At 68.2% G+C, this 22,643-nt stretch carries 26 protein-coding genes; 13 read left to right on the top strand and 13 right to left on the bottom strand.

The window, feature by feature from the left end; all coding sequences use genetic code 11:
* Positions 1 to 8 precede the first annotated feature (8 nt).
* Positions 9 to 1,340 (bottom strand): cytochrome P450, encoded by a 1,332-nt coding sequence (locus JNUCC0626_RS26580; protein WP_394613489.1) that lies wholly within the window; start codon positions 1,338 to 1,340, stop codon positions 9 to 11.
* 124 nt (positions 1,341 to 1,464) lie between these two features.
* On the opposite strand from JNUCC0626_RS26580, the gene JNUCC0626_RS26575 reads away from it, so the two are divergent.
* Positions 1,465 to 2,283 carry an SAM-dependent methyltransferase gene (locus JNUCC0626_RS26575; RefSeq protein ID WP_394613488.1) on the top strand — a complete coding sequence of 273 codons (819 nt, stop codon included), beginning with the start codon at positions 1,465 to 1,467 and terminating at the stop codon, positions 2,281 to 2,283.
* Between the two features lie 83 nt (positions 2,284 to 2,366).
* Complete coding sequence (locus JNUCC0626_RS26570) at positions 2,367 to 3,455, top strand: FAD-dependent monooxygenase (RefSeq protein ID WP_394613487.1); 1,089 nt, start codon at positions 2,367 to 2,369, stop codon at positions 3,453 to 3,455.
* Here the strand turns inward: JNUCC0626_RS26570 and JNUCC0626_RS26565 are convergent.
* Entirely contained in the window at positions 3,449 to 4,996 is a 1,548-nt protein-coding gene (locus JNUCC0626_RS26565; protein WP_394613486.1) for a DUF6461 domain-containing protein, read from the bottom strand. The genes JNUCC0626_RS26570 and JNUCC0626_RS26565 overlap by 7 nt on opposite strands.
* A 150-nt stretch (positions 4,997 to 5,146) precedes the next feature.
* Here JNUCC0626_RS26565 and JNUCC0626_RS26560 point away from each other — a divergent pair, with 150 nt between their 5' ends.
* Genes JNUCC0626_RS26560 through surE form a run of 3 tightly spaced genes read left to right on the top strand, consistent with a single transcriptional unit; the run spans position 5,147 to position 8,597 of the window.
* Positions 5,147 to 6,877: a family 20 glycosylhydrolase gene (locus JNUCC0626_RS26560; protein ID WP_394613485.1), complete on the top strand. Its 1,731-nt coding sequence runs from the start codon at positions 5,147 to 5,149 to the stop codon at positions 6,875 to 6,877.
* A 21-nt stretch (positions 6,878 to 6,898) separates the two neighbouring features.
* Entirely contained in the window at positions 6,899 to 7,837 is a 939-nt protein-coding gene (locus tag JNUCC0626_RS26555; protein WP_394613483.1) for a 1-phosphofructokinase family hexose kinase, read from the top strand.
* Between the two features lie 4 nt (positions 7,838 to 7,841).
* Positions 7,842 to 8,597: a 5'/3'-nucleotidase SurE gene (gene surE / locus JNUCC0626_RS26550; protein WP_394613482.1), complete on the top strand. Its 756-nt coding sequence runs from the start codon at positions 7,842 to 7,844 to the stop codon at positions 8,595 to 8,597.
* Here the strand turns inward: surE and JNUCC0626_RS26545 are convergent.
* The 8 genes from JNUCC0626_RS26545 to JNUCC0626_RS26510 form a co-directional block, all read right to left on the bottom strand.
* On the bottom strand, positions 8,560 to 8,889 hold the full coding sequence (locus tag JNUCC0626_RS26545) for a hypothetical protein (protein ID WP_394613481.1): 330 nt from the start codon (positions 8,887 to 8,889) through the stop codon (positions 8,560 to 8,562). The genes surE and JNUCC0626_RS26545 overlap by 38 nt on opposite strands.
* A 6-nt stretch (positions 8,890 to 8,895) precedes the next feature.
* Positions 8,896 to 9,297: a DUF5313 family protein gene (locus JNUCC0626_RS26540; protein ID WP_394613480.1), complete on the bottom strand. Its 402-nt coding sequence runs from the start codon at positions 9,295 to 9,297 to the stop codon at positions 8,896 to 8,898.
* Entirely contained in the window at positions 9,294 to 9,743 is a 450-nt protein-coding gene (locus JNUCC0626_RS26535) for a MarR family winged helix-turn-helix transcriptional regulator (protein WP_394613479.1), read from the bottom strand. The genes JNUCC0626_RS26540 and JNUCC0626_RS26535 overlap by 4 nt, the downstream gene beginning before the upstream one ends.
* Before the next feature lie 91 nt (positions 9,744 to 9,834).
* The gene (locus tag JNUCC0626_RS26530; RefSeq protein WP_394613478.1) at positions 9,835 to 10,659 is read right to left on the bottom strand and encodes an alpha/beta fold hydrolase; all 825 of its coding nucleotides are present in this window, start codon (positions 10,657 to 10,659) and stop codon (positions 9,835 to 9,837) included.
* A gap of 11 nt (positions 10,660 to 10,670) precedes the next feature.
* On the bottom strand, positions 10,671 to 11,993 hold the full coding sequence (locus tag JNUCC0626_RS26525; RefSeq protein ID WP_394613477.1) for an FAD-binding oxidoreductase: 1,323 nt from the start codon (positions 11,991 to 11,993) through the stop codon (positions 10,671 to 10,673).
* Positions 11,990 to 12,568 (bottom strand): TetR/AcrR family transcriptional regulator, encoded by a 579-nt coding sequence (locus JNUCC0626_RS26520; protein ID WP_394613476.1) that lies wholly within the window; start codon positions 12,566 to 12,568, stop codon positions 11,990 to 11,992. The genes JNUCC0626_RS26525 and JNUCC0626_RS26520 overlap by 4 nt, the downstream gene beginning before the upstream one ends.
* A 70-nt stretch (positions 12,569 to 12,638) precedes the next feature.
* Positions 12,639 to 13,715 carry a PLP-dependent aminotransferase family protein gene (locus JNUCC0626_RS26515; RefSeq protein ID WP_394613475.1) on the bottom strand — a complete coding sequence of 359 codons (1,077 nt, stop codon included), beginning with the start codon at positions 13,713 to 13,715 and terminating at the stop codon, positions 12,639 to 12,641.
* Between the two features lie 30 nt (positions 13,716 to 13,745).
* Positions 13,746 to 14,957: a PI-PLC domain-containing protein gene (locus JNUCC0626_RS26510; protein ID WP_394613474.1), complete on the bottom strand. Its 1,212-nt coding sequence runs from the start codon at positions 14,955 to 14,957 to the stop codon at positions 13,746 to 13,748.
* Between the two features lie 472 nt (positions 14,958 to 15,429).
* Here JNUCC0626_RS26510 and JNUCC0626_RS26505 point away from each other — a divergent pair, with 472 nt between their 5' ends.
* Complete coding sequence (locus JNUCC0626_RS26505) at positions 15,430 to 15,621, top strand: hypothetical protein (protein ID WP_394613473.1); 192 nt, start codon at positions 15,430 to 15,432, stop codon at positions 15,619 to 15,621.
* Between the two features lie 91 nt (positions 15,622 to 15,712).
* Here the strand turns inward: JNUCC0626_RS26505 and JNUCC0626_RS26500 are convergent, their stop codons facing one another.
* Both JNUCC0626_RS26500 and JNUCC0626_RS26495 read right to left on the bottom strand, forming a co-directional pair.
* Positions 15,713 to 16,000 carry a hypothetical protein gene (locus JNUCC0626_RS26500; protein WP_394613472.1) on the bottom strand — a complete coding sequence of 96 codons (288 nt, stop codon included), beginning with the start codon at positions 15,998 to 16,000 and terminating at the stop codon, positions 15,713 to 15,715.
* A gap of 159 nt (positions 16,001 to 16,159) precedes the next feature.
* On the bottom strand, positions 16,160 to 16,363 hold the full coding sequence (locus JNUCC0626_RS26495) for a cold-shock protein (protein WP_285637992.1): 204 nt from the start codon (positions 16,361 to 16,363) through the stop codon (positions 16,160 to 16,162).
* A 139-nt stretch (positions 16,364 to 16,502) separates the two neighbouring features.
* Between JNUCC0626_RS26495 and JNUCC0626_RS26490 the strand changes: the two genes are divergently transcribed.
* The 6 genes from JNUCC0626_RS26490 (at position 16,503) to JNUCC0626_RS26465 (ending at position 21,192) form a co-directional block, all read left to right on the top strand.
* Positions 16,503 to 17,603, top strand: coding sequence for an acyl-CoA dehydrogenase family protein (locus JNUCC0626_RS26490; RefSeq protein WP_394613471.1), 1,101 nt, complete (start codon positions 16,503 to 16,505; stop codon positions 17,601 to 17,603).
* The gene (locus tag JNUCC0626_RS26485) at positions 17,603 to 18,604 is read left to right on the top strand and encodes a s-methyl-5-thioribose-1-phosphate isomerase (RefSeq protein WP_394613470.1); all 1,002 of its coding nucleotides are present in this window, start codon (positions 17,603 to 17,605) and stop codon (positions 18,602 to 18,604) included. The genes JNUCC0626_RS26490 and JNUCC0626_RS26485 overlap by 1 nt, the downstream gene beginning before the upstream one ends.
* Positions 18,601 to 19,257 (top strand): acireductone synthase, encoded by a 657-nt coding sequence (gene mtnC, locus JNUCC0626_RS26480; protein ID WP_394613469.1) that lies wholly within the window; start codon positions 18,601 to 18,603, stop codon positions 19,255 to 19,257. The genes JNUCC0626_RS26485 and mtnC overlap by 4 nt, the downstream gene beginning before the upstream one ends.
* A complete protein-coding gene (gene mtnB / locus JNUCC0626_RS26475) occupies positions 19,254 to 19,844 on the top strand; it encodes a methylthioribulose 1-phosphate dehydratase (protein ID WP_394613468.1) in 591 nt (196 codons plus the stop codon). The genes mtnC and mtnB overlap by 4 nt, the downstream gene beginning before the upstream one ends.
* Complete coding sequence (locus JNUCC0626_RS26470) at positions 19,841 to 20,404, top strand: 1,2-dihydroxy-3-keto-5-methylthiopentene dioxygenase (RefSeq protein ID WP_394613467.1); 564 nt, start codon at positions 19,841 to 19,843, stop codon at positions 20,402 to 20,404. Before mtnB ends, JNUCC0626_RS26470 begins: the two co-directional genes overlap by 4 nt.
* A gap of 110 nt (positions 20,405 to 20,514) precedes the next feature.
* Positions 20,515 to 21,192 carry a polysaccharide lyase family 7 protein gene (locus tag JNUCC0626_RS26465; RefSeq protein WP_394613466.1) on the top strand — a complete coding sequence of 226 codons (678 nt, stop codon included), beginning with the start codon at positions 20,515 to 20,517 and terminating at the stop codon, positions 21,190 to 21,192.
* On the opposite strand, the gene JNUCC0626_RS26460 is transcribed toward JNUCC0626_RS26465, so the two are convergent.
* Entirely contained in the window at positions 21,177 to 21,665 is a 489-nt protein-coding gene (locus tag JNUCC0626_RS26460; RefSeq protein WP_394613465.1) for a GNAT family N-acetyltransferase, read from the bottom strand. The two genes, JNUCC0626_RS26465 and JNUCC0626_RS26460, sit on opposite strands and share 16 nt — an antisense overlap.
* A 24-nt stretch (positions 21,666 to 21,689) precedes the next feature.
* Here JNUCC0626_RS26460 and JNUCC0626_RS26455 point away from each other — a divergent pair, with 24 nt between their 5' ends.
* Positions 21,690 to 22,625, top strand: a complete 936-nt coding sequence (locus JNUCC0626_RS26455; protein ID WP_394613464.1) for an asparaginase — start codon at positions 21,690 to 21,692, stop codon at positions 22,623 to 22,625.
* The last annotated feature ends 18 nt before the right edge of the window (positions 22,626 to 22,643 follow it).

Below are 22,643 nucleotides of genomic sequence, written 5' to 3'. Positions count from 1 at the left end.
GAGCAGTTTCACGCGTGAGGCTTTCTCTTCGTGGCGACCATAGGCAGCTGGTTCGGCTGCATGGTCGCCTTCACCTGGGCGTAGACGCGGTGTCCCGCAACGGGGACGAGGTCCCAGCGGGTCGCGATCGTCGCGGCGGCGATCGCGATCTCCGTGTGGGCGAGGAAGTGTCCGGGGCAGAACCGCGATCCGGCACCGAACGGGATGAACGCGCCCTTGGGCAGTGTCGCCGCCCGCTCCGGTTCCCAGCGGTCGGGGTCGAACCCGTCGGGGTCGGGGAACCAGCGCGGGTCGCGGTGCAGAGTGTGTTGGGAGACAGCGATCTCCGAGCCCTTCGGCACGAGCACGCCCCCGATCTCGACGTCCTCGCGGGCCCGGCGCATGAGGATCACCGGCGGGGTGCGGCGGAGCACCTCGTTGATGATCCGGCCGGTGTACTCGAGCTTCGCCACGTCGTCGAACGTCGCCGGCCGGCCACCCAGCACGGCGTCGACCTCGGCGTGGAACCGGTGCCGCACAGCGGGTCTGGTGCCGACCTCGTGGAAGAACCAGGCCAGCGCGACCGCCGTCGTCTCGGCACCGGTGGTGAGGATCGTGACGACCTCGTCGGTGATCTGCTCGTCGGTCATCGCCTCGCCGGTGTCCGCGTCCCGCGCGGCGAGCAGGGCCGAGAGCAGGTCGCCGTGGTCGGTGCTTTCCTCCCGCGCGTTCAGGATCACCGCGGGGATCGCCTTGCGCAGGCGGGCAGCGGCCTCGTCGAACTCGCGGTTGGCCCTGAGCGGCAGCTTCTCCACGAAACCCGGCGAGAACGCGCGCACCAGTACGTGCTTGAGCATGATCGGGATGGAGCGCTTGATCTCGGTCAGCACCTCCTGGCCGAGTTCGGCGGAGAACAACGTGCGCCCGGCGACGGTCATCACGAAGTCCTGCATGAGGGCGTCGACTTCGAGTCGTTGCCCGTCGTGCCAGGAGTCCCGCAGTTCGGTCGCGAGCGTCGTGATCACGTTCTCCGCGTAGGTCGAGACCCGCGCGCGGGAGAACGCGGGCAGCATCATCCGCCGCTGCCGCTGGTTGAACGCGCCGTTCGACGTCGCGAGCCCGTTGCCGAAGAGCGGGCGCATCTTGTCGAAGACGATGCCCTTGTCGAACTTGTCCGACGCCAGCAGTTCCAGCGCCAGCGCGGGGGAGGTGACCATGTGCACCGGCAGGGGACCGAGGAAGACCTTCACCACGTCCCCGTTGGCGGGTAACGACGCGAGGAACTCGACCGGTGCGCGCAGCAGCTTGACGGAGTGCCCGACGAGGGGCCAGCGGCCCGGCACCGTCGTGACGCTCGGCATCACCACCACCCTCTCGTGCGACCCCGAACAAACTAGGGCCATCCGTCCAGTGGTGGCGAGCAGATACACACGATCGGATGCTCGTTCGTTCGTCCGGTCTGGCGCGCACGGATACGCTCAGTCGGTGAGCAACGACTCCGGCTGGGTTCCTCCGGGTGTGGACACGACGGTGCCGTCACCGGCACGGGTGTACGACTACTGGCTCGGCGGCGGCCACAACTTCGCCCCGGACCGCGCACTGGGCGAGAAGATCCTGCAGATCATGCCGGGCGTGCGCGACGCGGCACGGCTGAACAGGTCGTTCCTGCGCAGAGCGGCGCTCCACATGGTCGAAAACGGCGTGCGGCAGTTCCTCGACATCGGCTCCGGCATCCCGACCGTCGGCAACCTGCACGAGATCGTGCGGGCCGAGGCACCCGACTGCCGGGTCGTCTACGTCGACAGGGACCCGGTCGCGGTGGCGCACAGCGAGTTGATCCTCTCCGGCAACGGCAACACCGCCGTCGTGCAGGCGGACCTGCGCGACCTGGACGCGATCTTCAACGCCGACGCGACCCGCAAGCTGCTCGACTTCGACCAGCCCGTCGGCCTGTTCATGTTGCTGGTGCTGCACTTCGTGCCGGACGAGTGGGACCCGGTGACGATCGTCGGGCAGTACCGCGACCGGCTCGCGCCCGGCAGCTTCCTCGCCGTGTCGCACGCGTCCGCCGAGGCCAAGCCCGCCGGCATGGACGAGGCCGTGCAGACCTACAACGTGAAGAGCACCGCGAACCAGGCGTTCCCGCGCACCCACGACGAGGTGATGGCGTTCTTCGGCGGGTTCGAGGTGGTCGAGCCCGGCCTGGTCGGCTGCCCGTCGTGGCGGCCGGACGGCGCGGGTGACTTCGCGGCCAACGCGGAGATCAACGAAGTGCCCTTCGCGGGGGTCGCTGTCAAAGCCTGACCACCGCTGACGGCGGACGGTCAGCCGATGGTCAGTGCTGGTCGGCACCTTGTGAGCACACACCGACTCACAGGGGGAACACCATGAAGAACGTCCTGATCTCCGGCGCCAGCATCGGCGGCCCCGCCCTCGCCTACTGGCTGCGCCACCACGGTTTCGAGGTCACCGTCGTCGAGCGGCACCGGGGGATGCGGCCCGGCGGCCAGGCCATCGACGTGCGCGGCCCGGCGCTGGAGGTGATCGAGCGGATGGGCCTCGGTGACCAGCTGCGGTCGTTCAGCACCAACATGCGTGGCATGAACGTCGTCGACGCCGACGGCAACGAGCTGTTCAGCTCCATCACGCACACCCTGAGCGGCGGCGACCTGTCGAGCCCCGACGTCGAACTGCTGCGCGACGACCTCGCCAAGATGCTGTTCGACGCGGCTGAGGGCGTGGAGTACCTGTTCGACGACAGCATCACCGCGATCGACGGCACCCGCGTGACGTTCGAGAAGGCGGCGCCGCGCGACTTCGACGTCATCGTCGGCGCGGACGGCCTGCACTCCAACGTCCGGCGGCTCGCGTTCGGTCCCGAGTCGGACTTCATCACGCACCTCGGCCTGAACCTCGCCGTCTTCACCGCGCCGAACTTCCTCGGCCTCGACCACTGGCAGACGTTCCAGCAGGGCGACGTCGTGGGCGGCGGCATCATGAGCGCCCGGTCGAACTCGGAATGCCGCGTGTACATGGGTTTCAACGGCGAGATCGACTTCGACTACCGCGACGTCGACGCGCAGCGCGCATTGCTGGCCTCGAAGTTCGAAGGCGCCGGGTGGGTGTGGCCGACCGCGGTGAAGCACATGTGGGAGGCGCCGGACTTCCACTTCGACTCGATGAGCCAGATCCGGATGGAGTCGTGGTCCACGGGCAACGTCGTGCTGCTCGGCGACGCCGGGTACTGCGGGTCGCCGTTGTCCGGGCAGGGCACCAGCATGGCGCTCGTCGGCGCGTACGTGCTCGCCGGTGAGCTGGCCCGCGACCGTTCCACCGTTTTCCAGCGCTACGAGGAGGTCCTGCGGCCGTACGTCCTCGCGAACCAGGAGATGGCGCTGAAGAACCAGATCAACGGCGGCGCACCCACCGAGGAGTTCGCCGCCGTCGTCAACAGCCTCAGCCTGCCGACCTACTGACGGGAGTCCTGGATCGCCGCGCGGACGTCCGCCTCGGGGATCGCGGTGCCGGTGAACCTCACCGCCGCCGCGATCCCCTTGGCGTCGGTGTGCCGCCAGTCCGCGAAGCTGATGTCCCGCAACGCTTCCAGGACCTCGGGGTCGTCTCCGAAGTCCGCCTCCTCCATCGGCTCGCACGACCCGAGCACCCGGCCGTCGCGGGCGAACGACAGCCGGGTGAGCCGGTTGACGTTCCAGTAGTGGCTCGCGGCCTTCCCGTTGCGGGACAGGTGTTCCAGCACGTCCGTGTTCGTGCCCCGGTAGTCGTTGTGCTCGACCACAAGCACCCCGCCGTCGATCTCGATCGCGAACGAGTCCTCGTCGAAGTGGTCGACCACGTCGTCCACGTCGAGCCCGGTGACGATCGTGAGGGTGGCCGCCACCGGGAGTTCCTCCTCGATCCACCGGTACGGCCGGTCCGGTCGCGGGACGGGCGGCGGCAGCGGCTCACCCCGCAGCGCGTGCCCGACGCGGTCGGTCGCCTTGTGCACCAACGGATCCGCCTGCGGTGCCTGCCAGATGGTGAGTTCGTAGCGCTCACCGTCGTCGTCCCTGCCGCTCGCGCAGACCCGTGCGCGGAACTCGCCGGGCCACGGCGCGGTGGTCCCGTGCCCGAGTTTCGCGTCGCCGTTGACCGCGGTGTAGCTGATCTCGACGACCTCGTCCCAGTCCTCCAGGTCCTGCGGCTCCGGCGGTTGCATCAGCGTCCGGACGGACACGTCGACCTGGCCCTCCTCGATGCCGGTGCGCACGGCGAACCCGGTCTCGATCGGGGCGGCGAGGCCGGTGGCGCCGAAGTCCGTCGCCTCGCCCGGTTCCTCGGCGAGCGCGAACTGGTGGTTCGCCACGGACGCCTTGGTGGGCCAGGACGATCCGATGTAGTCGCGGCGGCGCTTCTCCAGCAACGCCAGCGTGTACGCGGCCGGCATCGGCACGTCCGGGACGATCTCCGCGGTCGCGGCGATGCCGAACCCGATGGCCGCCACCGGATCCTTCGCGAACGGCGTGCCGACGGCGTTCAGGATCGCCCGCGCGACGACCACGGCCGTGGCCAGGTGAGCGCGGCCGCGCCGCACGACGATCGCGTCCTCGTCACCGGTGATGCCGCTCTGGTCCGGAACGGCCGCGCGCACGTGCCTGATGATCAGGTCGTCGATGCCCTGGTGCAGGGCCAGCACGAGCGTGATCGGTGAGGACAGAGCGCTCTGGCCCTCGAAGCTCACGTACGAGAAGGCGCCGTCCCTCGGCGGTGCCAGACCGGCGATCAGGTCGGCGGGCGCGGTCAGGTCCAGCTGCGCGACGGCGAGTTCCAGCGCGCCCAGCAGGCGTTCGGCGGGCAGGCTCGGGAACCGCTGCAGGGCCTGCTGCAGGACCGACGTGGCCCAGCCGTGGTGCTCGGCTCCGCGGGTGGCGTAGCGGCCGATCAGTGCGGCCGGATCTGCCGGGATCAACGCCTCGATCCGCGGCACGGTGTCGTCGATCAGTTTCTGGAAGTCCCCCATCCGCGCGATTGTGCCGAACGGGCGGTGTCGCGCGGAAGGCCGCGTCCGAGCAGGTCTCGAACAAAGAATTGGCCCAGACCATTGACGACAAAAGGGATGTTTGAGCACCCTGAGCACAGGGTCGCCGCCCCCGACTCGTGAGGAGGAGTCGTGAGAACTCGCGTTCTCGCCGCGGTCATCGCTGTCACAGCGGCGTTGTCCGTGAGCGCGCAGTCGCAAGCCGCGGAACCACTGAACAGCCTGGTGCCCGTCCCGGTCTCGGTGCAGGCCAAGAGCGGTGTCACGCACACCCTCACGGCCGGCACGAAGATCTACACAGCCCCGGCCGCACGGGACGTCGGCACGTTCCTGGCGGGGATCCTGCGGCCGTCGACGGGCTACGCGTTCCCGGTGTCCGACACGTCCGGCACACCGGCGGACGGCATCTCGTTGCTGCTCTCGGGTGCGCCGGGCACGGTCGGTCAGCAGGGCTACCAGCTCGACGTGGCGGCGAACAACATCGTGCTGCGCGCCAACACCTCGGAAGGCCTGTTCGCCGGCGTGCAGACGTTGCGGCAGCTGTTGCCCGCCAAGGTGGAGAGCACGACCGCGCAGGCCGGTCCGTGGACCGTGCCGGGTGCCGCGATCGTCGACTACCCGCGGTTCTCGTACCGCGGCGCGATGCTCGACGTGGCCCGCCACTTCCACTCCGTCCAGACGGTCAAGCGCTACATCGACCAGCTCGCGCTCTACAAGATCAACTACTTCCACATCCACCTGAGCGACGACCAGGGCTGGCGGATCGTCATCGACAGCTGGCCGCGGCTCGCCACGTACGGCGGCAGCACGCAGGTCGGCGGCGGCCCCGGCGGTTACTACACCAAGGCGCAGTACAGCGAGATCGTGCAGTACGCGGCGTCGCGCAAGATCACGGTGATCCCCGAGATCGACCTGCCCGGCCACACCAACGCCGCGCTGGCGTCGTACGCGGAGCTCAACTGCAACGGTCAGGCCCCGCCGCTGCGCACGGACATCGAGGTCGGTTACTCCTCGCTGTGCGTGAACAAGGAGATCACCTACACGTTCGTCGAGGACGTGATCCGCGAGATCGCCGCGCTCACGCCCGGTCCGTACTTCCACATCGGTGGCGACGAGGCGCACTCGACCCCCGACGCGGACTACCAGACGTTCATGGACCGGACCCTGCCGCTCGTCAAGAAGTACGGCAAGACCGCGCTCGGCTGGCACGAGTTCGTGAAGACGACGACCGACACGGCCACGATGCCGCAGTACTGGGGCACCTCGACGTCCAACGCCGTGGTGCAGGCAGCGGCGGCACGCGGCCACAAGGTCATCATGTCGCCCGCGAACAAGGCGTACCTGGACATGAAGTACAACTCCAGCACGCCGCTCGGCCTGTCCTGGGCGGGCCTGATCGAGGTCCAGACCGCGTACGACTGGAACCCCGGCACGCACGTCAGCGGGGTGCCCGAGTCCGCCGTCCGCGGCGTCGAAGCTCCACTGTGGAGCGAGACGCTGGTGACGGGCAAGGACATCGAGTTCATGGCGTTCCCGAGGCTCGGCGCGATCGCCGAACTGGGCTGGTCGCCGTGGTCGACGCACAACTGGGACCAGTTCAAGGTCAGGCTGGGTGCCCAGGGTCCGCGCTGGACCACCATGGGCATCAACTTCTACAAGTCCACGCAGGTCCCGTGGGACACCGGCGGCGGCCCGGGCCCCGGCCCGTGCACCCAGCCCGCGTGGGAGCGCGACAAGGTCTACACCGGCGGCAACGTCGTGTCGCACAACGGCAAGAAGTGGACCGCGCAGTGGTGGACGCGGGGCGAGGAGCCCGGCACCACCGGTCAGTGGGGCGTCTGGCGTGACGGCGGCGCCTGCTGATCTCTGAACGATCCGGTGCGGGTGAACTCCGCCCGCACCGGGTACCAGAACGTCGTGGATGCCCGAGTTGCCGTATTTGCCCCGTCCCCTCAGCTGACCGTCACCGTCGAGGACCTCGACGGTGAGCCGGACGTGCACCTGCACGCCGGCGGCCAGGGTTTCTGGCAGTCCAGGATGATCGCCGCCCTCGGCGTCGAGGCCGTCGTGTGCGCGACGTTCGGCGGTGAGACAGGCCGGGTGCTGCACACGCTCCTGGAAGGCGAGCACGTCGAGCTGAAGTCACGTCTGGTCGCCGCCCGCAACGGCGCCTACGTGCACGATCGCCGCGACGGCAGCCGGTCCGAGATGGTCGAGATGCTGCCCGACGCGTTGTCCCGGCACGAACTGGACGACGTCTACGAACTCGCTCTGGTGGAAGGCATGCGCGCCGGAACCGCCGTGCTGAGCGGACCTTCCGACGACCGCGTGCTGCCCCACGAGACGTACTTCCGCCTCACCTCCGACCTGACCTCCAACGGCTGCCGCGTGATCGTCGATCTCGCCGGCGACCGGCTGGCCGAGGCCGTGCGCGGCGGTCCGCACGTCGTGAAGGTCTCGCACGAGGAACTGGGGGAGGAGGACCTGGCCAAGTTGATCGAGCGAGCCCGCGAGATCGCTTCCTCGTGCGTGCACGGCGTCGTGGTGTCCCGTGCCGACGAACCGGCGTTGGCGCTGCTCGAAGACCGGCTGTACCTGGTGCGGATGCCCAAGCTGGAACCCGTCGACACACGCGGTGCCGGTGACTCGATGACCGCGGGAATTTCGGCGGGCCTCGCGCTGGGTATGTCGTTGACGGACGCGGTGAAGCTCGGCGCGGCCGCGGGAGCGGTGAACGTGACGAGGCACGGCCTGGGCAGCGGCAGCGGTGACGCCGTGCGCGAGCTCAGCACCCGCGTGGAACTGGAGCCGATCGAGGAATGAACTGATGCGCGCGCTGATCACGAACGACGACGGAATCGACTCTCCCGGCCTGCACGTGCTCGCCGAGGCCGCCCAATCGTGCGGTCTGGACGTGGTGGTCGCGGCGCCCGTCGCACAGGCCAGCGGCACCAGTGCGTCGGTCGCGGCGCTGGGTGACTCAGGGCGCGTCGTCAGCAACCGGCGGGAGTTGCCGGGGCTGGACGTGGAGGCCTACGCCGTGGCCGCGCACCCCGGCCTGATCTCGCTGATCGCGTGCCGAGGTGGGTTCGGTGGCAAGCCCGACGTCGTGCTGTCCGGCATCAACCTGGGCGCGAACGTGGGCCGCGCGATCCTGCACTCCGGCACCGTCGGCGCCGCGCTGACCGCGCACCTGAGCGACGTGACGTCGCTCGCGGTGTCGCTCGACGTCGGTTTGGACGGGCCCGAACCGTTGTGGGACAAGGCAGGCGAGGTGGTGCGCGTCGTGCTGCCGTTCCTGCTGGACCTGCCTGCCGCGTCCGTGCTCTCGCTGAACGTGCCGAACGTCGTTGACGTGCAAGGACTTCGCTGGGCGGAGCTGGCGCGGTTCGGTGCCGTGCAGAGCCGCGTGGACGACGTCGGTGACAACGAGGTGGAGCTGGTGCACGTCTACGCCGAGGAGTCGCTGGTACCCGGAACGGACACCGCGTTGCTGGCGGAGGGATACGCGACGCTGACCGCGTTGCGTTCCGTCGGGCGCGACGTCAGTGCGGAACGCGCTTTGCCGGCCTGGCCAGCGTGATGATGAGGCCGATCAACGCCGTGCGAACTTCGAGAAAGCTCTCGGTTGTCACGTCGTTGAGCGAGAACGCCAACATGCCGAACCCGAGCAACAGCAGAAGTCCGTACATGCGCGCGAGATCGTGCCGCCACGCCATCGCGATCCCCAGCGCCCCAACGCCTACCTGGATCACGTGGTAGTTGGGGTCCAAACCGAACACGTCGAACCAGCCCAGTGCGAACTGCAGCACGCCCGCTGTGAGCGTGAGCGCCTGTGGCCTCGTGAACTCGAACTGATCGTTCAGCAAGGCCATAGGTCTCTACCCTTCGGATCGCCGCCAGACCGCGTCGTACTTCGCTTGTCGAACGCTGTCCTTGGCGGCGTTACGCTCCCGGCGTCCCTGAGTCGCCGAACCTCTGGGGTACCCGTACTTCGTCAGCCGGTAGTCCACACTTTCAGGTGCATACGACAACGCGAAGTACAGTCCTACAACGAAACCGAGCGCACCGCACGCAATTGCCAGTGGCCACGCCGAGCCGAGTCCGAACACGAGCGCCAGCGTGATGGCCGTCGTGAGTGGCGTGACCTGCACCAGACTGCGCACGGTGAACCGCAACAGCCACTTCGGACCGGTCACGTCGTCGTAGACGAACTCCCGGTACTGCTGCGGCAACCGCCCGCCCGCGTAGTACCAGACCTTGAGTGCGAGGTTCGGCGTCATCGCGTCGCCTTCGCGATCACCTTGTGCAGCACCTGGTTCAGCTGCGCGAGCTCTTCGAACGTCATGTCGAGCTGCTCCACGACCTTGAAGGGAATCTTCAGCGCCTCGTTCCGCAGCTCCTGACCCGTCTCGGTCAGGGTGAGGGCGAGCGCGCGTTCGTCCGTCTTGTCCCGTTGCCGCTCGACGTACCCGATCGCCTCCAGCCGCTTGAGCAGCGGACTGAGCGTGCCGGGGTCGAGTTGCAGCGCGTTGCTCAGGTCCTTGACGGTCCGCGGCGACCGCTCCCAGAGCGCCAGCATCACCAGGTACTGGGGATGCGTGAGGTTCAGCGGCTCCAGGATCGGCCGGTACACGGCGATCACCGTCCGGCTGGCCACGGCCAGCGCGAAGCAGACCTGCCGCTCGAGTTCGAGCGGGTTCTCCGGGATACTTGGTGTACTAATCATTGGTGTACACAATAACTCGCGCGCAGGCTGAAGGCCAAGAGGTGTGGCGCAGGAGACGGTCCGGTCTGTCAGGCGTGGACGACCCGTCCGGTCACTTCAGGGCGTCGGCCAGCGCTTCCGCGGTGACGGCGGCGCCGGAGCGGGTCATGACCGTGCCGCCGTGGTCGACCTCGTTGATCAACATCGGTTCCCGCAGGACCGGCAGCGCGGCCCGGAACTCGGCGGCCTGCTCGACGGTGTAGGCGGGCGGGGTGTCCGGTCCGGTGCTCCACTCGGCGTGCACGAACCACGTCGGCACGGTCAGTTCCTGCCAGCGCGAGGCGCCGAAGATGACGTCCTTCGCGTCGGCCACCAGCGTCTCGGCCGGGAGCCTGAGGCGGCCGTCCTCCGTGAGGTCGTGGGCGAAGTACTCGCGGATGAACGGGTCGGTGGGATCGATCAACGGGTTCAGCGTCGCCTGGACGGTGAGGTACTCGTCGGCGGTCCACGTGCGTTCGCGCGCCGCTATCTGTGGGGCGAAGGCTGCTTCCAGGAGTTCTGGGGTCATGTGCGCGTGTGCGGCCATCGGGAGGCCGCCGTCCACGAGCACGAGCGCGCGCACTCGGTTCGGATGGCGCACGGCGAGGTCTACGGCCACGTAGCCGCCCATGGACATGCCGATCACGGTGGCCGAGGGGAGTTCCAGCGCGTCGAGGACGTTGAGCACGTCGTCGGCGTGCTGGGAGATGCCCGCTCCTGGGACGTGCGCGCTGTCGCCGCGGCCGCGCAGATCCGGGGCGATCAGGGAGAAGCCGTGGGCTGCCACCCAGTTCCACAGCTTGCGGCTGCCGCTCACGCCGTGGATCGCGAGCACCGGGGGAGTGTCGCCGTCGTGGATCTCCACGGCCAGGTCGCCGCCGTCTACCGGTACTCGCATGACTGCCTCCTTCAGGCCTTGCCCGGGTTGAAGAGGTTCAGGGGGTCGAACGTCTGCTTGACGGCCCGATGCAGCGCGTGCGCGTCCGGGCCCAGTTCGCGGATCATGCCGTCGCGCTTGAGCAGGCCCACGCCGTGCTCGCCGGTGACGGTGCCGCCGAGGGCCAGTGCCTCGGTGATGATGTCCTCGAACGCTGCCTGCGCGGCTCGCCGGGCGTTGTCGTCGCCGGGCGGGGTGATCAGCAACGGGTGCAGGTTGCCGTCGCCGGCGTGCGCGATGGTGGCGATCCGGACCTCGTGCCGGGCGCCGATCTCCTCGATCCGGCCGAGCATGGCGGGAATCGCCGACCTCGGCACGCACACGTCCTCGGTGAGCAGCGGGCCCAGGCGTTCCAGTGCCGGATAGGTGAGCCGGCGGGCGGCGAAGAGGGCTTCGGCCTCGGCCGAGTCGGTCGACCGTTCCGTCCAGGCCGCGCCCGCGTCGGTGAAGGCGGCTTCCAGGCCGTCGGCGTCGTCCGGGGTGTCGGCCCTGGCCAGCAGCATGGCCTCGGTGGTGGGCTCGATGCCGAGGTGCTTCCAGTCCTCCACGGCCTGCAGGCACGCGCGGTCGATCAGTTCCAATGCAGCGGGTTGCAGGCCTCGGGCGGTGCTGAGCGCAACGGCCTGACCTGCGGCGACGAGGCTGTCGAACGCGCCGACGACGGTCGCGGGCGGGCGTGGGGCCGGGCGGAGGCGGACCGTGACCTCGGTGATGACGCCCAGCGTTCCCTCGGAGCCGACGAGCAGGCTGGTCAGGTCGTAGCCCGCGACGCCCTTGGTGGTGCGACGGCCCAGCCTCACCGCCGTGCCGTACGGGACGGGGCCACCCAGCACCGCTTCGAGGCCGAGGACGTAGTCGCGCGTGACGCCGTACTTGAGGCAGCAGAGGCCGCCCGCGTTCGTGGCGACGTTGCCGCCGATGGTCGACCACGGCGAGCTCGCCGGATCCGGTGGGTACCAGAGTCCTTCTGCGGCAACGGCTTTCTTGAGGTCGTCGTTCACGACGCCCGGTTGCACGACGGCGAGCAGGTCGTCCCGGTCGATCTCGACGATCCCGGTCATCCGGCTCAGATCGAGGACCAGGCAGCCGTCGACGGCGTTGGCGCCACCGGACAGACCGGTGCCCGCGCCGCGCGGCACGATCGGGATGTCGTTGGCGGCGCAGTGCCGCACGGCCTCCTGAACGTCCTCAGTGGACTCGGGCCGGAACGCCGCCTGTGGCGTGCCCGACGGCGCCCACTCGGCCTCGTCGTGGCTGAGGTTCGCCAGCGTGTTCGGGTCGGTGATCAGCTTCATGGCCGCTCCAGCGCGCCGTGTGCCGCTTTGTGCACGACTCGTTCCAGTTCCGCGCCCCACTGGGCGGGGGTGGTCTCCGCGTGGATCGGCACAGCGCCCATGCCCGCCACCACGAACCGCGCGAACAGCACCAGGTCGAAGGCTTGTGCGGGTGAGGCGAGCGGTGGTGTGAGGATCGCGGCGATCTGGGCGGCTCCGGTGTTGAGCTCCTGCGTCCCGGTCGCGATGAGATCCGGCTCCTGGATGATCACCGCGCGACGGCCCAGCTCCAGCGACCACTGCTCCGCGGTGATGGTGTCGATGGCCGTGTGGACGGCTTTCTGGAGCGCCACAACGGGATCGGGGTCCGGGGAGAGCGCGCGGACGACGCGGCTGAGGAAGGCGTCGTACCAGAAGATCGCGGCCTTGCTGCCGAACGTGCGGAACAGCGTGCGCTCGGAGATGCCCGCGCGGTCGGCGATCGCCCTGGTCGACGTGGCGGCGAAGCCCTGGACGAGGCACAGGGCGATGGCCGCCTCCTGGATCGCGAGGCGGGTGCGCAGGTCCTTCGCGGCGCGCGTGGTCAAGGTGTCCACAGCGCCACGGTAGCGCGAAGTGTCAGTTACTGCCAGAAGTTTTGGCAGTAACTGACACTTTCGAGGTGTTTCAGAGCGCGCGGACCGCCGCGCCGAGGCGGGTGATGCCCTCGTCGATCTGCTCCGGCGTGACGCCCGAGAACGCGAGGCGGATGGCGTTGTCGCCGCCCTCCAGCAGGAAGTCGGAGCCCTTCACGAACTCGACGCCGTGCTCCTTGGCGACCGGCACCAGCTTGTCGATCGACACGCCGGGCAGCTCGACCCACATGAAGTAGCCGCCCTGCGGTGCGGTGAAGACCGCCTCCGGCAGTTCCCGCCGCAGTGCGGTGACCAGGGCGTCCCTGCGGGCGCGGAGGGCCTCGCGGACGTTCTTGACCGACTCGTCGAGACGGCCGGAGCGGCAGTACGAGTTGACGATCGACTGCGCGACCATGTTCGGCGAGATGTACGTGGTGGTCGCGATGTCCTGGATCGACTTGATCACGGACTTCGGGCCGACCAGGTAACCGCAGCGGATGCCGGGCGCCATCGTCTTCGAGAACGAGGACGCGTAGACGACCTTCTCGTTCTTGTCCTGCGACAGCATCGTCGGCAGGGGCTCGCCCTCGAAGCGCACCTTGACGTACGGGTCGTCCTCGAACAGCACGAAGTCGTACTTGGCCGCGAGGTCGAGCAGACGCGCGCGCTTCGCCTCGGACAGCGTGTAGCCGGCCGGGTTGTGGAAGTTCGGGATGATGTGCGCGAGCTTCGGGCGCACCCCGCTCTCCAGCAACGCCTCCAGCGCGTCGACGTTGATGCCGTCGGTCTCCAGCTCGATGGCGTGGATCTTGGCACCGCGCTGGCGCAGGTTCAGCAGCGTGCGGTCGTAGGTCGGCGCCTCGACCACGACGTCGTCGCCCTTGCTGACGAGCAGTTCGAACAGGAACGCGTCGGCCTGCATCGAGCCGTTGGTGACGAGCACCTGCTCCGGCTCGACACCGTGCTGCTCGGCGAGCCAGGTGCGCAACGGCACGTAGCCGACGCTCGTGCCGTACGCGAAGGTGCCGCCGGGGTCGTCCGTGAAGGCTTTCTGCGCTGCGTCGCGCAGGCCTTCCTGGTCGATGATGTCGAGAGAGGGCGCTCCGCGCGTGAACAGGATCGAGGCCATGCGCGGAGCGTACAACTCCCACGATTTGGGCTACGGCCTATATACGTATGCGTTGAGTTGTTGCACGGCCTGCGCCGCGTTTCCGAGGTGGTAGAGATCGACGGCGAGGAAGTTCGGCTTCTTCCTGGCCGCAGGCTGGCAGAACTGCTGCGCGCGGTTGCCGAGCTTGCCGTTGTCGGTCGTCGCCGTGCTCGTGAACGGAACGTCGCGGAAGTGGTTCATGACGAACAACGGCTGGAAGTTGCCCGTGGCCGTGAGCGGCTTTTCATCCCATCGGCTGTAGCAGGACCAGTCGGAACTGCCGAGTCCCGAACCCATCGACCAGTAGTTCTCGACGGTCCAGTCCTTCTGGTAGAGCACGCCCGAGTCCTCGCGCCCGTCCTTGCCGTGGTCGGTGAAGATGAGCAACCGCTTGTTGCTGCTCACCATCTGACTGCGCGTCGGCCACCCGTTCTGCTGCACGCCCTCTGCTCGGTTCAGGACGTCGTTGAGCCCCTGCACCTTGCGCAGTTCGTTCCTCAACGTGTTCGCGTCGACGTAGTCCTCCAGGAAGACCGTGACGATCTCGCTGCGGTTGTTCTTCAGGAAGTCCACGATCCGCTGGACGTCGACGTTGAGCGCCACTGGTTTGCTCACCAGCGTGCAGCTGTTGTGGCACAGGATCGCGCCGTCCGGCGTCTGGTGGATGTCCAGCATGAATCCGCGCACGCCGTCCTGGAGCTGCTGCACGATGCCGCGCGTCTGGTTCTTCGCGAGGTTGACGAACGGCGGCGCGAACCCGCCGTCCACCCCGTTCGCGTAGGCGTTGTGGGCGGTCAGGAACGTCATCTGGTCGAGCCGGGGATCCGCCGGCATCGGGCTCGTCTGACTGGTGACCGGCGTCAGGTACCACCGCGTCTCACCGCCCAGGGCGAAGAATTCCCATTGATCACCGAACTGACGAGGCTCGTGAACCGTATCCCCTTGTGAGCACGAACCCATGGTGAGCTGGCGGGTGATGCACTGGCCCGGCGAGTCGGTGTTCTCGAACCTCCCGTCGCTCAGCCGCCACTGCTGGCGGTCCTCGTTGCCCTTCGGACGGTGCAGTGCCAGTCCACTGCCGCTCTGGGCGACGTTGAGGCCGGTCCGGACACTGGTGACGTAGAACGTGCCTGCGGGAGCCGCCTCGGCGGTCGCGGGCACCAGCGGTAGGAGGAGCAGGGCTGCGATGGCAGGGAGGAGTCGCACGGTGACCAGGGTCACCCACCCGAGTGAAACATGAAACGTCCTCAAGCGTTTGGACGTTTAACACTTCGGGTATCCCACGCAACACGAGCCGCTCCTACCTGGTGAGAGCAAACGTCGGGAGAACGCTCCCGACCAGCACAACTCCACGGCAGCCGTCGCCCAGCCGAAGGGTTCGGGCCGGTACTTGAGCGCCGCCTTCACAAGCCGCGCAGGGTTCGACTCCCTCGGTTGCCACTTGCTCGCAGGGGACTTGCGGGCCTTCTTCGTCGACATCCCGCGGCGGGAAGTACAGGCGTCGCGACCGACGGGTCGCGGCGCCTTTCTCGTGCAGTGGTCAGCCGGATGAAGCGTTCGTCATGGCACTGCAAGCCTCAGCGCTGTTGGATTGGTGGGTGCTGCTGGCGTGAGCAGGGCGAACGTGGCGATGCTGCACCAGATCACCTGATCGAGTGGCGCCAAACATCAGGAACGCAAGGACCATGGATTCATGGCAGTCAAAGTCAGCTACCACCACGTTGCGAACAACCGTGCCGAGACTGCAACCCACGCCGGCGGGGAAGCGGTAGAGGTTGAGGACGGACACCTGTTCGTCAAGGGCGCGTTTGTCGAGAAGAGGACGACTCGCCCGACCGTCGCGATCTATGCGCCCGGAAAGTGGTACAGCGCCGAGGTCGAGTAGGCACCAGGTGGATCCTGGAGTGCCGTGCCCGTCTGGCTGCTGGTCGTCACGGCTGACGGGTCGCGGCGCCTTTCTCGTGCGGGGGGCGCCTTCAGAATGGCGGGTCGCCGCTCGAAGCGGTGCTCGGCTCGGTCGCCTTGGTCAACGCTCTGAGTTGATCGCCCACGTGCTTCAGCCCGCGCCGCAACTGGTCCCTGCTCGCCTCGGCCCGCCGCTCCACCCCCATCACGCGGTTCACCTCCACGTTCACCGACCCCGGATGGCGGCCGGTCTCCGCGGCCAGCAGGAAGGCCGCCTTGTTGAGCGACTTCCGCAACCAGTGCGAGGTGGGCGCCTCCTGGGCGAGTGCACGTTCCGAAGCCTGTGGAGAGTGCGGCATGGGAGACCTTCCGATCATCGTGGCGGTCCAAACGAGCTGACTCCATCACGATGACAGACGGGTCTGACAATTCCGGAAGCCCAGGTCAGGGCCGCTTTCAAGGCCGTCCGGGCGCAAAAGAGCCCGCCCGGCAGAACGCCGAGCGGGCCCCGAGGCAAATCAGATGGCGCGGACGTCCTGCGCCTGCGGACCCTTCTGACCCTGGCCGATCTCGAACTCCACGCGCTGCTGCTCTTCCAGCGACTTGAAGCCGGTGCCGGAGATCTGCGAGTAGTGCACGAACACGTCCGGACCGCCGCCGTCCTGCGCGATGAATCCGAAGCCCTTCTCGCCGTTGAACCACTTCACGGTGCCCTGCGCCATACCGAATGCTCCCTAGATGTTGGACCCCCGCCAGAGCGAGGTTCGCGCGCAGTCTGCCAGGCGAACGTCACTCTCACATCGTGGTTAGCCCAGTGGTGTGAAGAAGTAAGTTGGACCGGGCACCACGAGAGGAGCAGGAATGACGAACTGGCTGGACGTCGCGCACGAGGTGGCGGCGACGCTCAGGTCCGACGCGGCGGACAGGGACCGGGCCAACCAGCCACCCACCAAAGAGGTGGAACTGCTCCGTCAGAGCGGCCTTCTCAACGTGCGTGAGTGGTCCGTCCAGCAGGCGGTCGGCCGGATCATCGGCGCCGCGGACGCCAACGTCGGGCACCTCCTCGGGTACCACTACCTGCAGATCTGGCGCAGCGGGCTGTTCGACTCGCCCTTCAGCGACCGGCCCGACCAGTTCTGGGCCGGCGTCAGCAACCCGCTCGACGCGGCCCTCGAACTCACGCCCAACGGCACCGGCTTCACGCTCAACGGCCGCAAGACGTTCGCCACCGGCGCGGCCGTCGCCGACCGGCTCGTGGTCAGCGCGACCCGCACGGACAACGGCGAAAAACTCACGTTCCTGCTCGACGGCAAAGCGACCGGAATCACCTACTTGGACGATTGGGACAACATCGGTCAGCGTCTCACCGCGTCCGGCGGAGTGAACTTCGAGAACGTCGAGGTGACCGAGATCCTCGGCGTCCAGCCCGCCAACGAGGACCCGCGGATCAGCCTCGCCGCCATCGGCTTCCAGCTGGTGCTCGCGCAGATCTACGTCGCCCTCGCGGAGGGCGCGCTCGCCGAGGCCGCCGACTACACCCGCACCAAGACCCGCCCGTGGTTCGTCAGCGGGGTCGAGGCCGCGACCGAGGACCCGTACATCGTGGTGGCGTACGGCGAGATGGTGTCGCAGACGAGGGCCGCGGGGCTGCTCGCCGACGACGCCGCCCGCAAGCTCTGGGAGGCGAGCGAACTCGGCAGGCACCTGACGCCGGCCAAGCGCGCCGAGGTCGCGGTCGCCATCTCCGAGGCCAAGGTCGTCAGCACCAAGCTCGTCAACGAGGTCACGAGCCGCATCTTCGAGCAGGTCGGCGCGCGCGGCACGGCGGCCAAGTACGCCGTGGACCGCTTCTGGCGCAACGCCCGCACGCTCACGCTGCACGACCCGGTCGTCTACAAGGCCCGCGAGGTCGGCGAGCACTTCCTGACCGGCGCGCGCCCCGCCTACACCGGGTACAGCTGATGCAGCCGGTGCTCGCCGACTCGGTCAGGCTCACCGACGACGGCGTGCTCATCCTCGACCGCCGCAGGTTCCCGTTCGAACGCGAGTGGGTGCTGTGCCGCACGGCCGAGGAGGTCGCACGGGCCATCGAGGACATGGTCACCCAGTCCTCCGGCCCGTACTTCGCGGTCCTGTTCGGCATGGTCCTCAAGGCGCGCACGCTCGAGAACCAGCCGTTCGAGCAGGCTCGTGCACAGCTGGGTGAAACCGCTCTGCTGCTGGAGAACACGAGGCGCACCAACAACGCTCTGCGCAAGGCGACCCGAGTCGTCCTGGAGCACGTGGACGCCGCGCAGGACGTCCAGGAGGCGTTGACCGGCGCGCTGGAGGGCGACCGCCGGTACCGGTCCAAGAGCCAGGCGCTGGGGGAGCACACGGCGAACCTGCTGCCCGACGACGCGACGGTCATGACGCACTGCTGGGCCGACCTGTACCTCACCGAAACGGTCAGGGCGGCGCAGCACCAAGGTAAGCGGCTGCGGTTCTTCTGCACCGAGACCCGGCCCTACCTGCAGGGAGCCCGGCTCACCGCGGAGACGTTGATCGAGATGGGCGTCGACACCACGCTCATCACGGACGGCATGGGCGCCGCAGTTCTGCAAAGCGGTCAGGTGAACGCGTTGGTCACGGCGGCCGATCGCGTCACCATGGACGGGCACGTCATCAACAAGGTCGGCACACTGGGCCTGGCCGTGGCGGCGCACGCGTTCGGCGTGCCGTTCCACGCGCAGGTGCAGGCGCCCGACCTGCACGCACCCACCGCGGACCACGTGGAGATCGAGTACCGCGACGGCGCCGAGGTGTTGCAGGTGCTGGGCAGGCCGAGTGCCACGCCGAGGGTGAAAGGGCACTATCCGGCGTTCGACGTGACGCCACCGAGGTTCGTCACCACAGTGGTGACGGACCGGGGTGTTTACGGCGCCGGTCAGCTCGACGAGTACTACGAGGGAGAACAGCGGTGAGCAAGTGGGTCGTGCTCGACATCGAGGGCACGCTGAGCGCGACGGACCAGGTGCTGGTCGTCCTCTACGACTACGCGCGCCCGCGCCTCGGGCCGTGGATCGAGCAGCACGGTGACGACCCGGTGGTCGCCGACGCCGTCCGGCAGATCAAGGAACTCGCCGGGCACGACGACGTCGTGAAGGCGCTGCACGACTGGATGGACGCCGACCAGAAGGTCACGCCCCTCAAGACGTTGCAGGGCCTCATCTGGCAGCAGGGTTACGCGCAGGGCGACCTGGTGGCGGAGTTCTTCCCGGACGTCGTCCCCGCGATCCGCAAGTGGCACGGCGACGGCATCAAGCTCGCGATCTTCTCCAGCGGCTCGGTCGCAGGCCAGGTCGCGTTCTTCCAGCACACCACGGACGGCGACCTGACCCCGTTGCTGGAGCACCACTTCGACACGGTCAACGCCGGTCCGAAGCGTGAAGCCGCGTCGTACCACAAGATCGCCGAGACGCTTCAGAGCGACGACATCACGTTCTACAGCGACGTTCCTGCGGAGCTGCACGCCGCGCAGGAGGCGGGCTGGAAGACGGTCGGTGTCGCGCGCGCGGGCGAGCCCTACGGCAACGCGGACTTCACGCCCCACCCGACCGTGTGGGAACTCTCGTGACGGCGGAGCTCGCGCACGAGTGCATCCGCTACGCGCAGATGGGCTGGATGCGCGGCACGTCCGGCAATCTCTCCGTGGTCCTGCAACGTGATCCGCTGCGCCTCGCGGTGACGGTCAGCGGCGTCGACAAGGGCGAGATCACCGCCGAGGACAGCGTTGTCATCGACGTGCACGGCAACGCGGTGGACAGCGGCAAGGTCCCGTCGGCCGAAGCGGGTCTGCACGCGCGGATCGCCGACGTGGCCGGAGCGGGCGCCGTCGTGCACGTCCACGCGCTCGCCCCCGTCGTGGCGGCGGAGCACTGGCCGGACGGCGTGGTGCTCAAGGACCTCGAGATGCTCAAGGGGTTCGGCCGCTACGACCACGAGGAGGTCGTGATCCCGGTCGTGCGCAACTCCCAGGACATGGTCGAACTGGGCGACGCGTTCGAGAAGGGCTTCGACCCGAAGGTGCCCGCGCTGATCGTGGCGCGGCACGGCGTGTACGTGTGGGGCGCCGACCTGATGCAGGCACGGCACCGCCTGGAATGCCTGGAGTGGTTGCTGCGCTTCAAGGTGAAGACACGACAGACGGGGAGCAACTCATGACGCTGCTGACGGTGTGGCCGGAGACCGGCCCCGAGGAGACCGTGCTGCGGACCACCGACGCCGAGGAGATCGCCACCGCGCTCAAGGAGCACGGCGTGCGCTTCAGCCGTTGGTCCGTTGTGGACGGTGTCACCGCCGAGAACGCCCTGCAGGCCTACGAGAAGGACATCGCCCGCGTCAGCGAGACGGAGGGGTACACCTACGTCGACGCGATGGAGATGGCTCCGGCCGACACGGACGAGTACCGCGCGAAGGCCGTGGAGTTCCGCAACAAGTTCCTCGCCGAGCACACGCACGACGACGACGAGGACCGCTACTTCGCCCGTGGCGCAGGCGTTTTCTACCTGCACATCGGCGACAAGGTCTACGCGGTGTTCTGCACCGAGGGCGATCTGCTGAGCGTTCCGGCGAACACGACGCACTGGTTCGACATGGGCACCGAACCCGACTACGTGTCGGTGCGGTTCTTCCACGACGACGACGGGTGGATCGGCAACTTCACCGGAAGCGACATCGCGAAGAAGTTCCCGACGTTCGACGAGATCCGTTCAGGAATGTGAAAAGTTCATCCACCTGAATCTTTTCCCGGATTCTGAATCAGGTATTGATCCCTCCGCCTTCTGACCCCAAAGTGGTACAGACCACTTATCGAAGGTCGGAGGGATTCACCGTGGAAACCCCTGCGCTCCACACGCGACGCTCCGTGCTCGCCCTCGCTTTGACCGCACCCCTGCTCGTGGCACCGGCGGCTCAGGCCCTCGCTCAGCCGCCGTCCGCACAATGGGTGTCGGCGCCGTACAGCTACACCGTGCAGAAGCCGCACAACCTCGCCCAGAGCGCGCGCTACAAGTTCGAAGGCGGCATCCACACGATGTGGGTGTACGACTACGACCAGCCGCACACCCCTGGCAGCCCAACGGATCCGCGCACCGAGCTCCGCTTCAACCAGGAGTACACGAGCGGCTCGCGGGCGTGGCAGGGCGAGATCTACATCCCCAGCGGCGTCAGCGGCCCGACGGTCGTGCAGATCCTGCGCGAGAACCGCCCGGCCGGCACGCGGGCGACCGACATCATGCTCAACGTCGCCAACATCAACGGCGGCACGTTGCGCAAGGACAGCAACCAGGTCGTCGCGACGGGCATTTACAACAAGTGGTTCACCATTCGAGTGGAACACACCGCCAACGCGAGCGGCCGCGGCGCCATCCGCACCTACTTCAACGGCTCGCTGAAACTGACGACGCAGGACGAAGGACCGGCCAACCGCTATTTCAAGAACGGCGTCTACCACCACGGCAGCGGGCGGGCGGAAGCCCGTTTCCGCAACATCACCTACTGGCGCCAGTGACACTGCTCGGCGCCAAAGGCCTCGTAGCGCTCGCCCTCGGTGAAGCCCAGCTTCGCCAGGAGACGCATTGAAGCCGTGTTGGCTGTTTGCGTCACGCTCACGAGAGGCTCGTCGGGGTGCGCGGCGGCGTACCAGTCCAGCGCTGCCGTACACGCCTCGTACGCGAAGCCCTTGCCCCACGCGGACGGCAGAAACAGGTAACCCAGCTCCCGTTTCTCGTCCAGCGGGTCGAACGAGACCATGCCGATCATCGCGCCGTCCAGCGCGACCACGAAGACACCGTGCCGCCGGCCGGGGATCGGAGGCGCGGTGCGGTCGACCTCGTCGCGCGGCTTCGAGCCACCGATGTAGGTGCCCACCTCCGGTGACGAGAACAACTCGACGAACGCGTCCCGGTCGGCTGTTTCGGACTCGCGCAGCACGAGCCGGTCGGTCCTGATCGGGATCGGTGGCCACGCCGAGGGTCCGGTCATGCCAACCACCCTAGAGTGACCCGCATGGACTCTCGGGTGGCGGTGGCCTCGCTCGGCGGCACGATCACGATGACCGGCTCCGGCGCGGTGACGCCCACGCTCGGCGCGCAGGACCTGGTGCAGGGCCTGGAAGTCGGCGAGATCGCCACGCTGGCCACGATCCCCGGCGCCTCGCTCACGTTCGGCACCCTGCTGGAGGCGTTCGACTGGGCCACCGGGCAGGTCGAAGAAGGCGCACGGGGTGTCGTGATCATCCAGGGCACCGACACGCTGGAGGAGACCGCGTACTTCTTCGACTGCCTGTGGCCGCACGACGAACCCGTCGTCGTCACCGGCGCGATGCGGCACCCCGGACTGCCCGGCGCGGACGGCCCCGCCAACCTCGCCGCGGCGGTGTCCGCGGCCGGCGCCCCGAACTCACGCGGGCGCGGCGCACTCCTGGTGCTCAACGACGAGATCCACGCCGCGCGGTGGGTTCGCAAGGCGCACAGCAGTCTGATGAACGCCTTCCAGTCGTTCCCCGGACCGGCCGGGCTGAACATCGAGGGCGTGCCGCAGTACTTCCACCCCGCGCACAAGCTGCCCGCGCTGCCACGACCCGAAGAAGCGCCGGCCGTGCCGCTCGTCGAGGCCACTGTGGACGATGACGGCGCGATCCTCGACTGGTTCGACGTCGAGGGTGTCGTGGTCGCGGCAACGGGCGTGGGGCACGTCTCGGCGGGCATGGCCGAGGCGATCTCCCGGGCCCGGTTCCCGGTCGTGGTGGCGAGCAGGACCGGTGCGGGGACGACGTTCCGCAGCACCTACGGGTTCGTCGGGTCCGAGGCGGACCTGATCGGACGCGGTGCCGTCATGGCCGGATGGTTGTGTCCCCGCAAGGCACGGGTGTTGCTGCGGCTCGCACTCGGGGCGGGGAGCGCGGTGGAGAACGTGTTCGCGTTGCGCGGCAACGTCTTCTGACGGTTCGGAAGACGTTGC

The organism is Lentzea sp. JNUCC 0626, assembly GCF_043632865.1.
In the GTDB taxonomy this organism is placed as follows: domain Bacteria; phylum Actinomycetota; class Actinomycetes; order Mycobacteriales; family Pseudonocardiaceae; genus Lentzea.
This window is presented reverse-complemented; position numbering and strand designations above follow the sequence as displayed.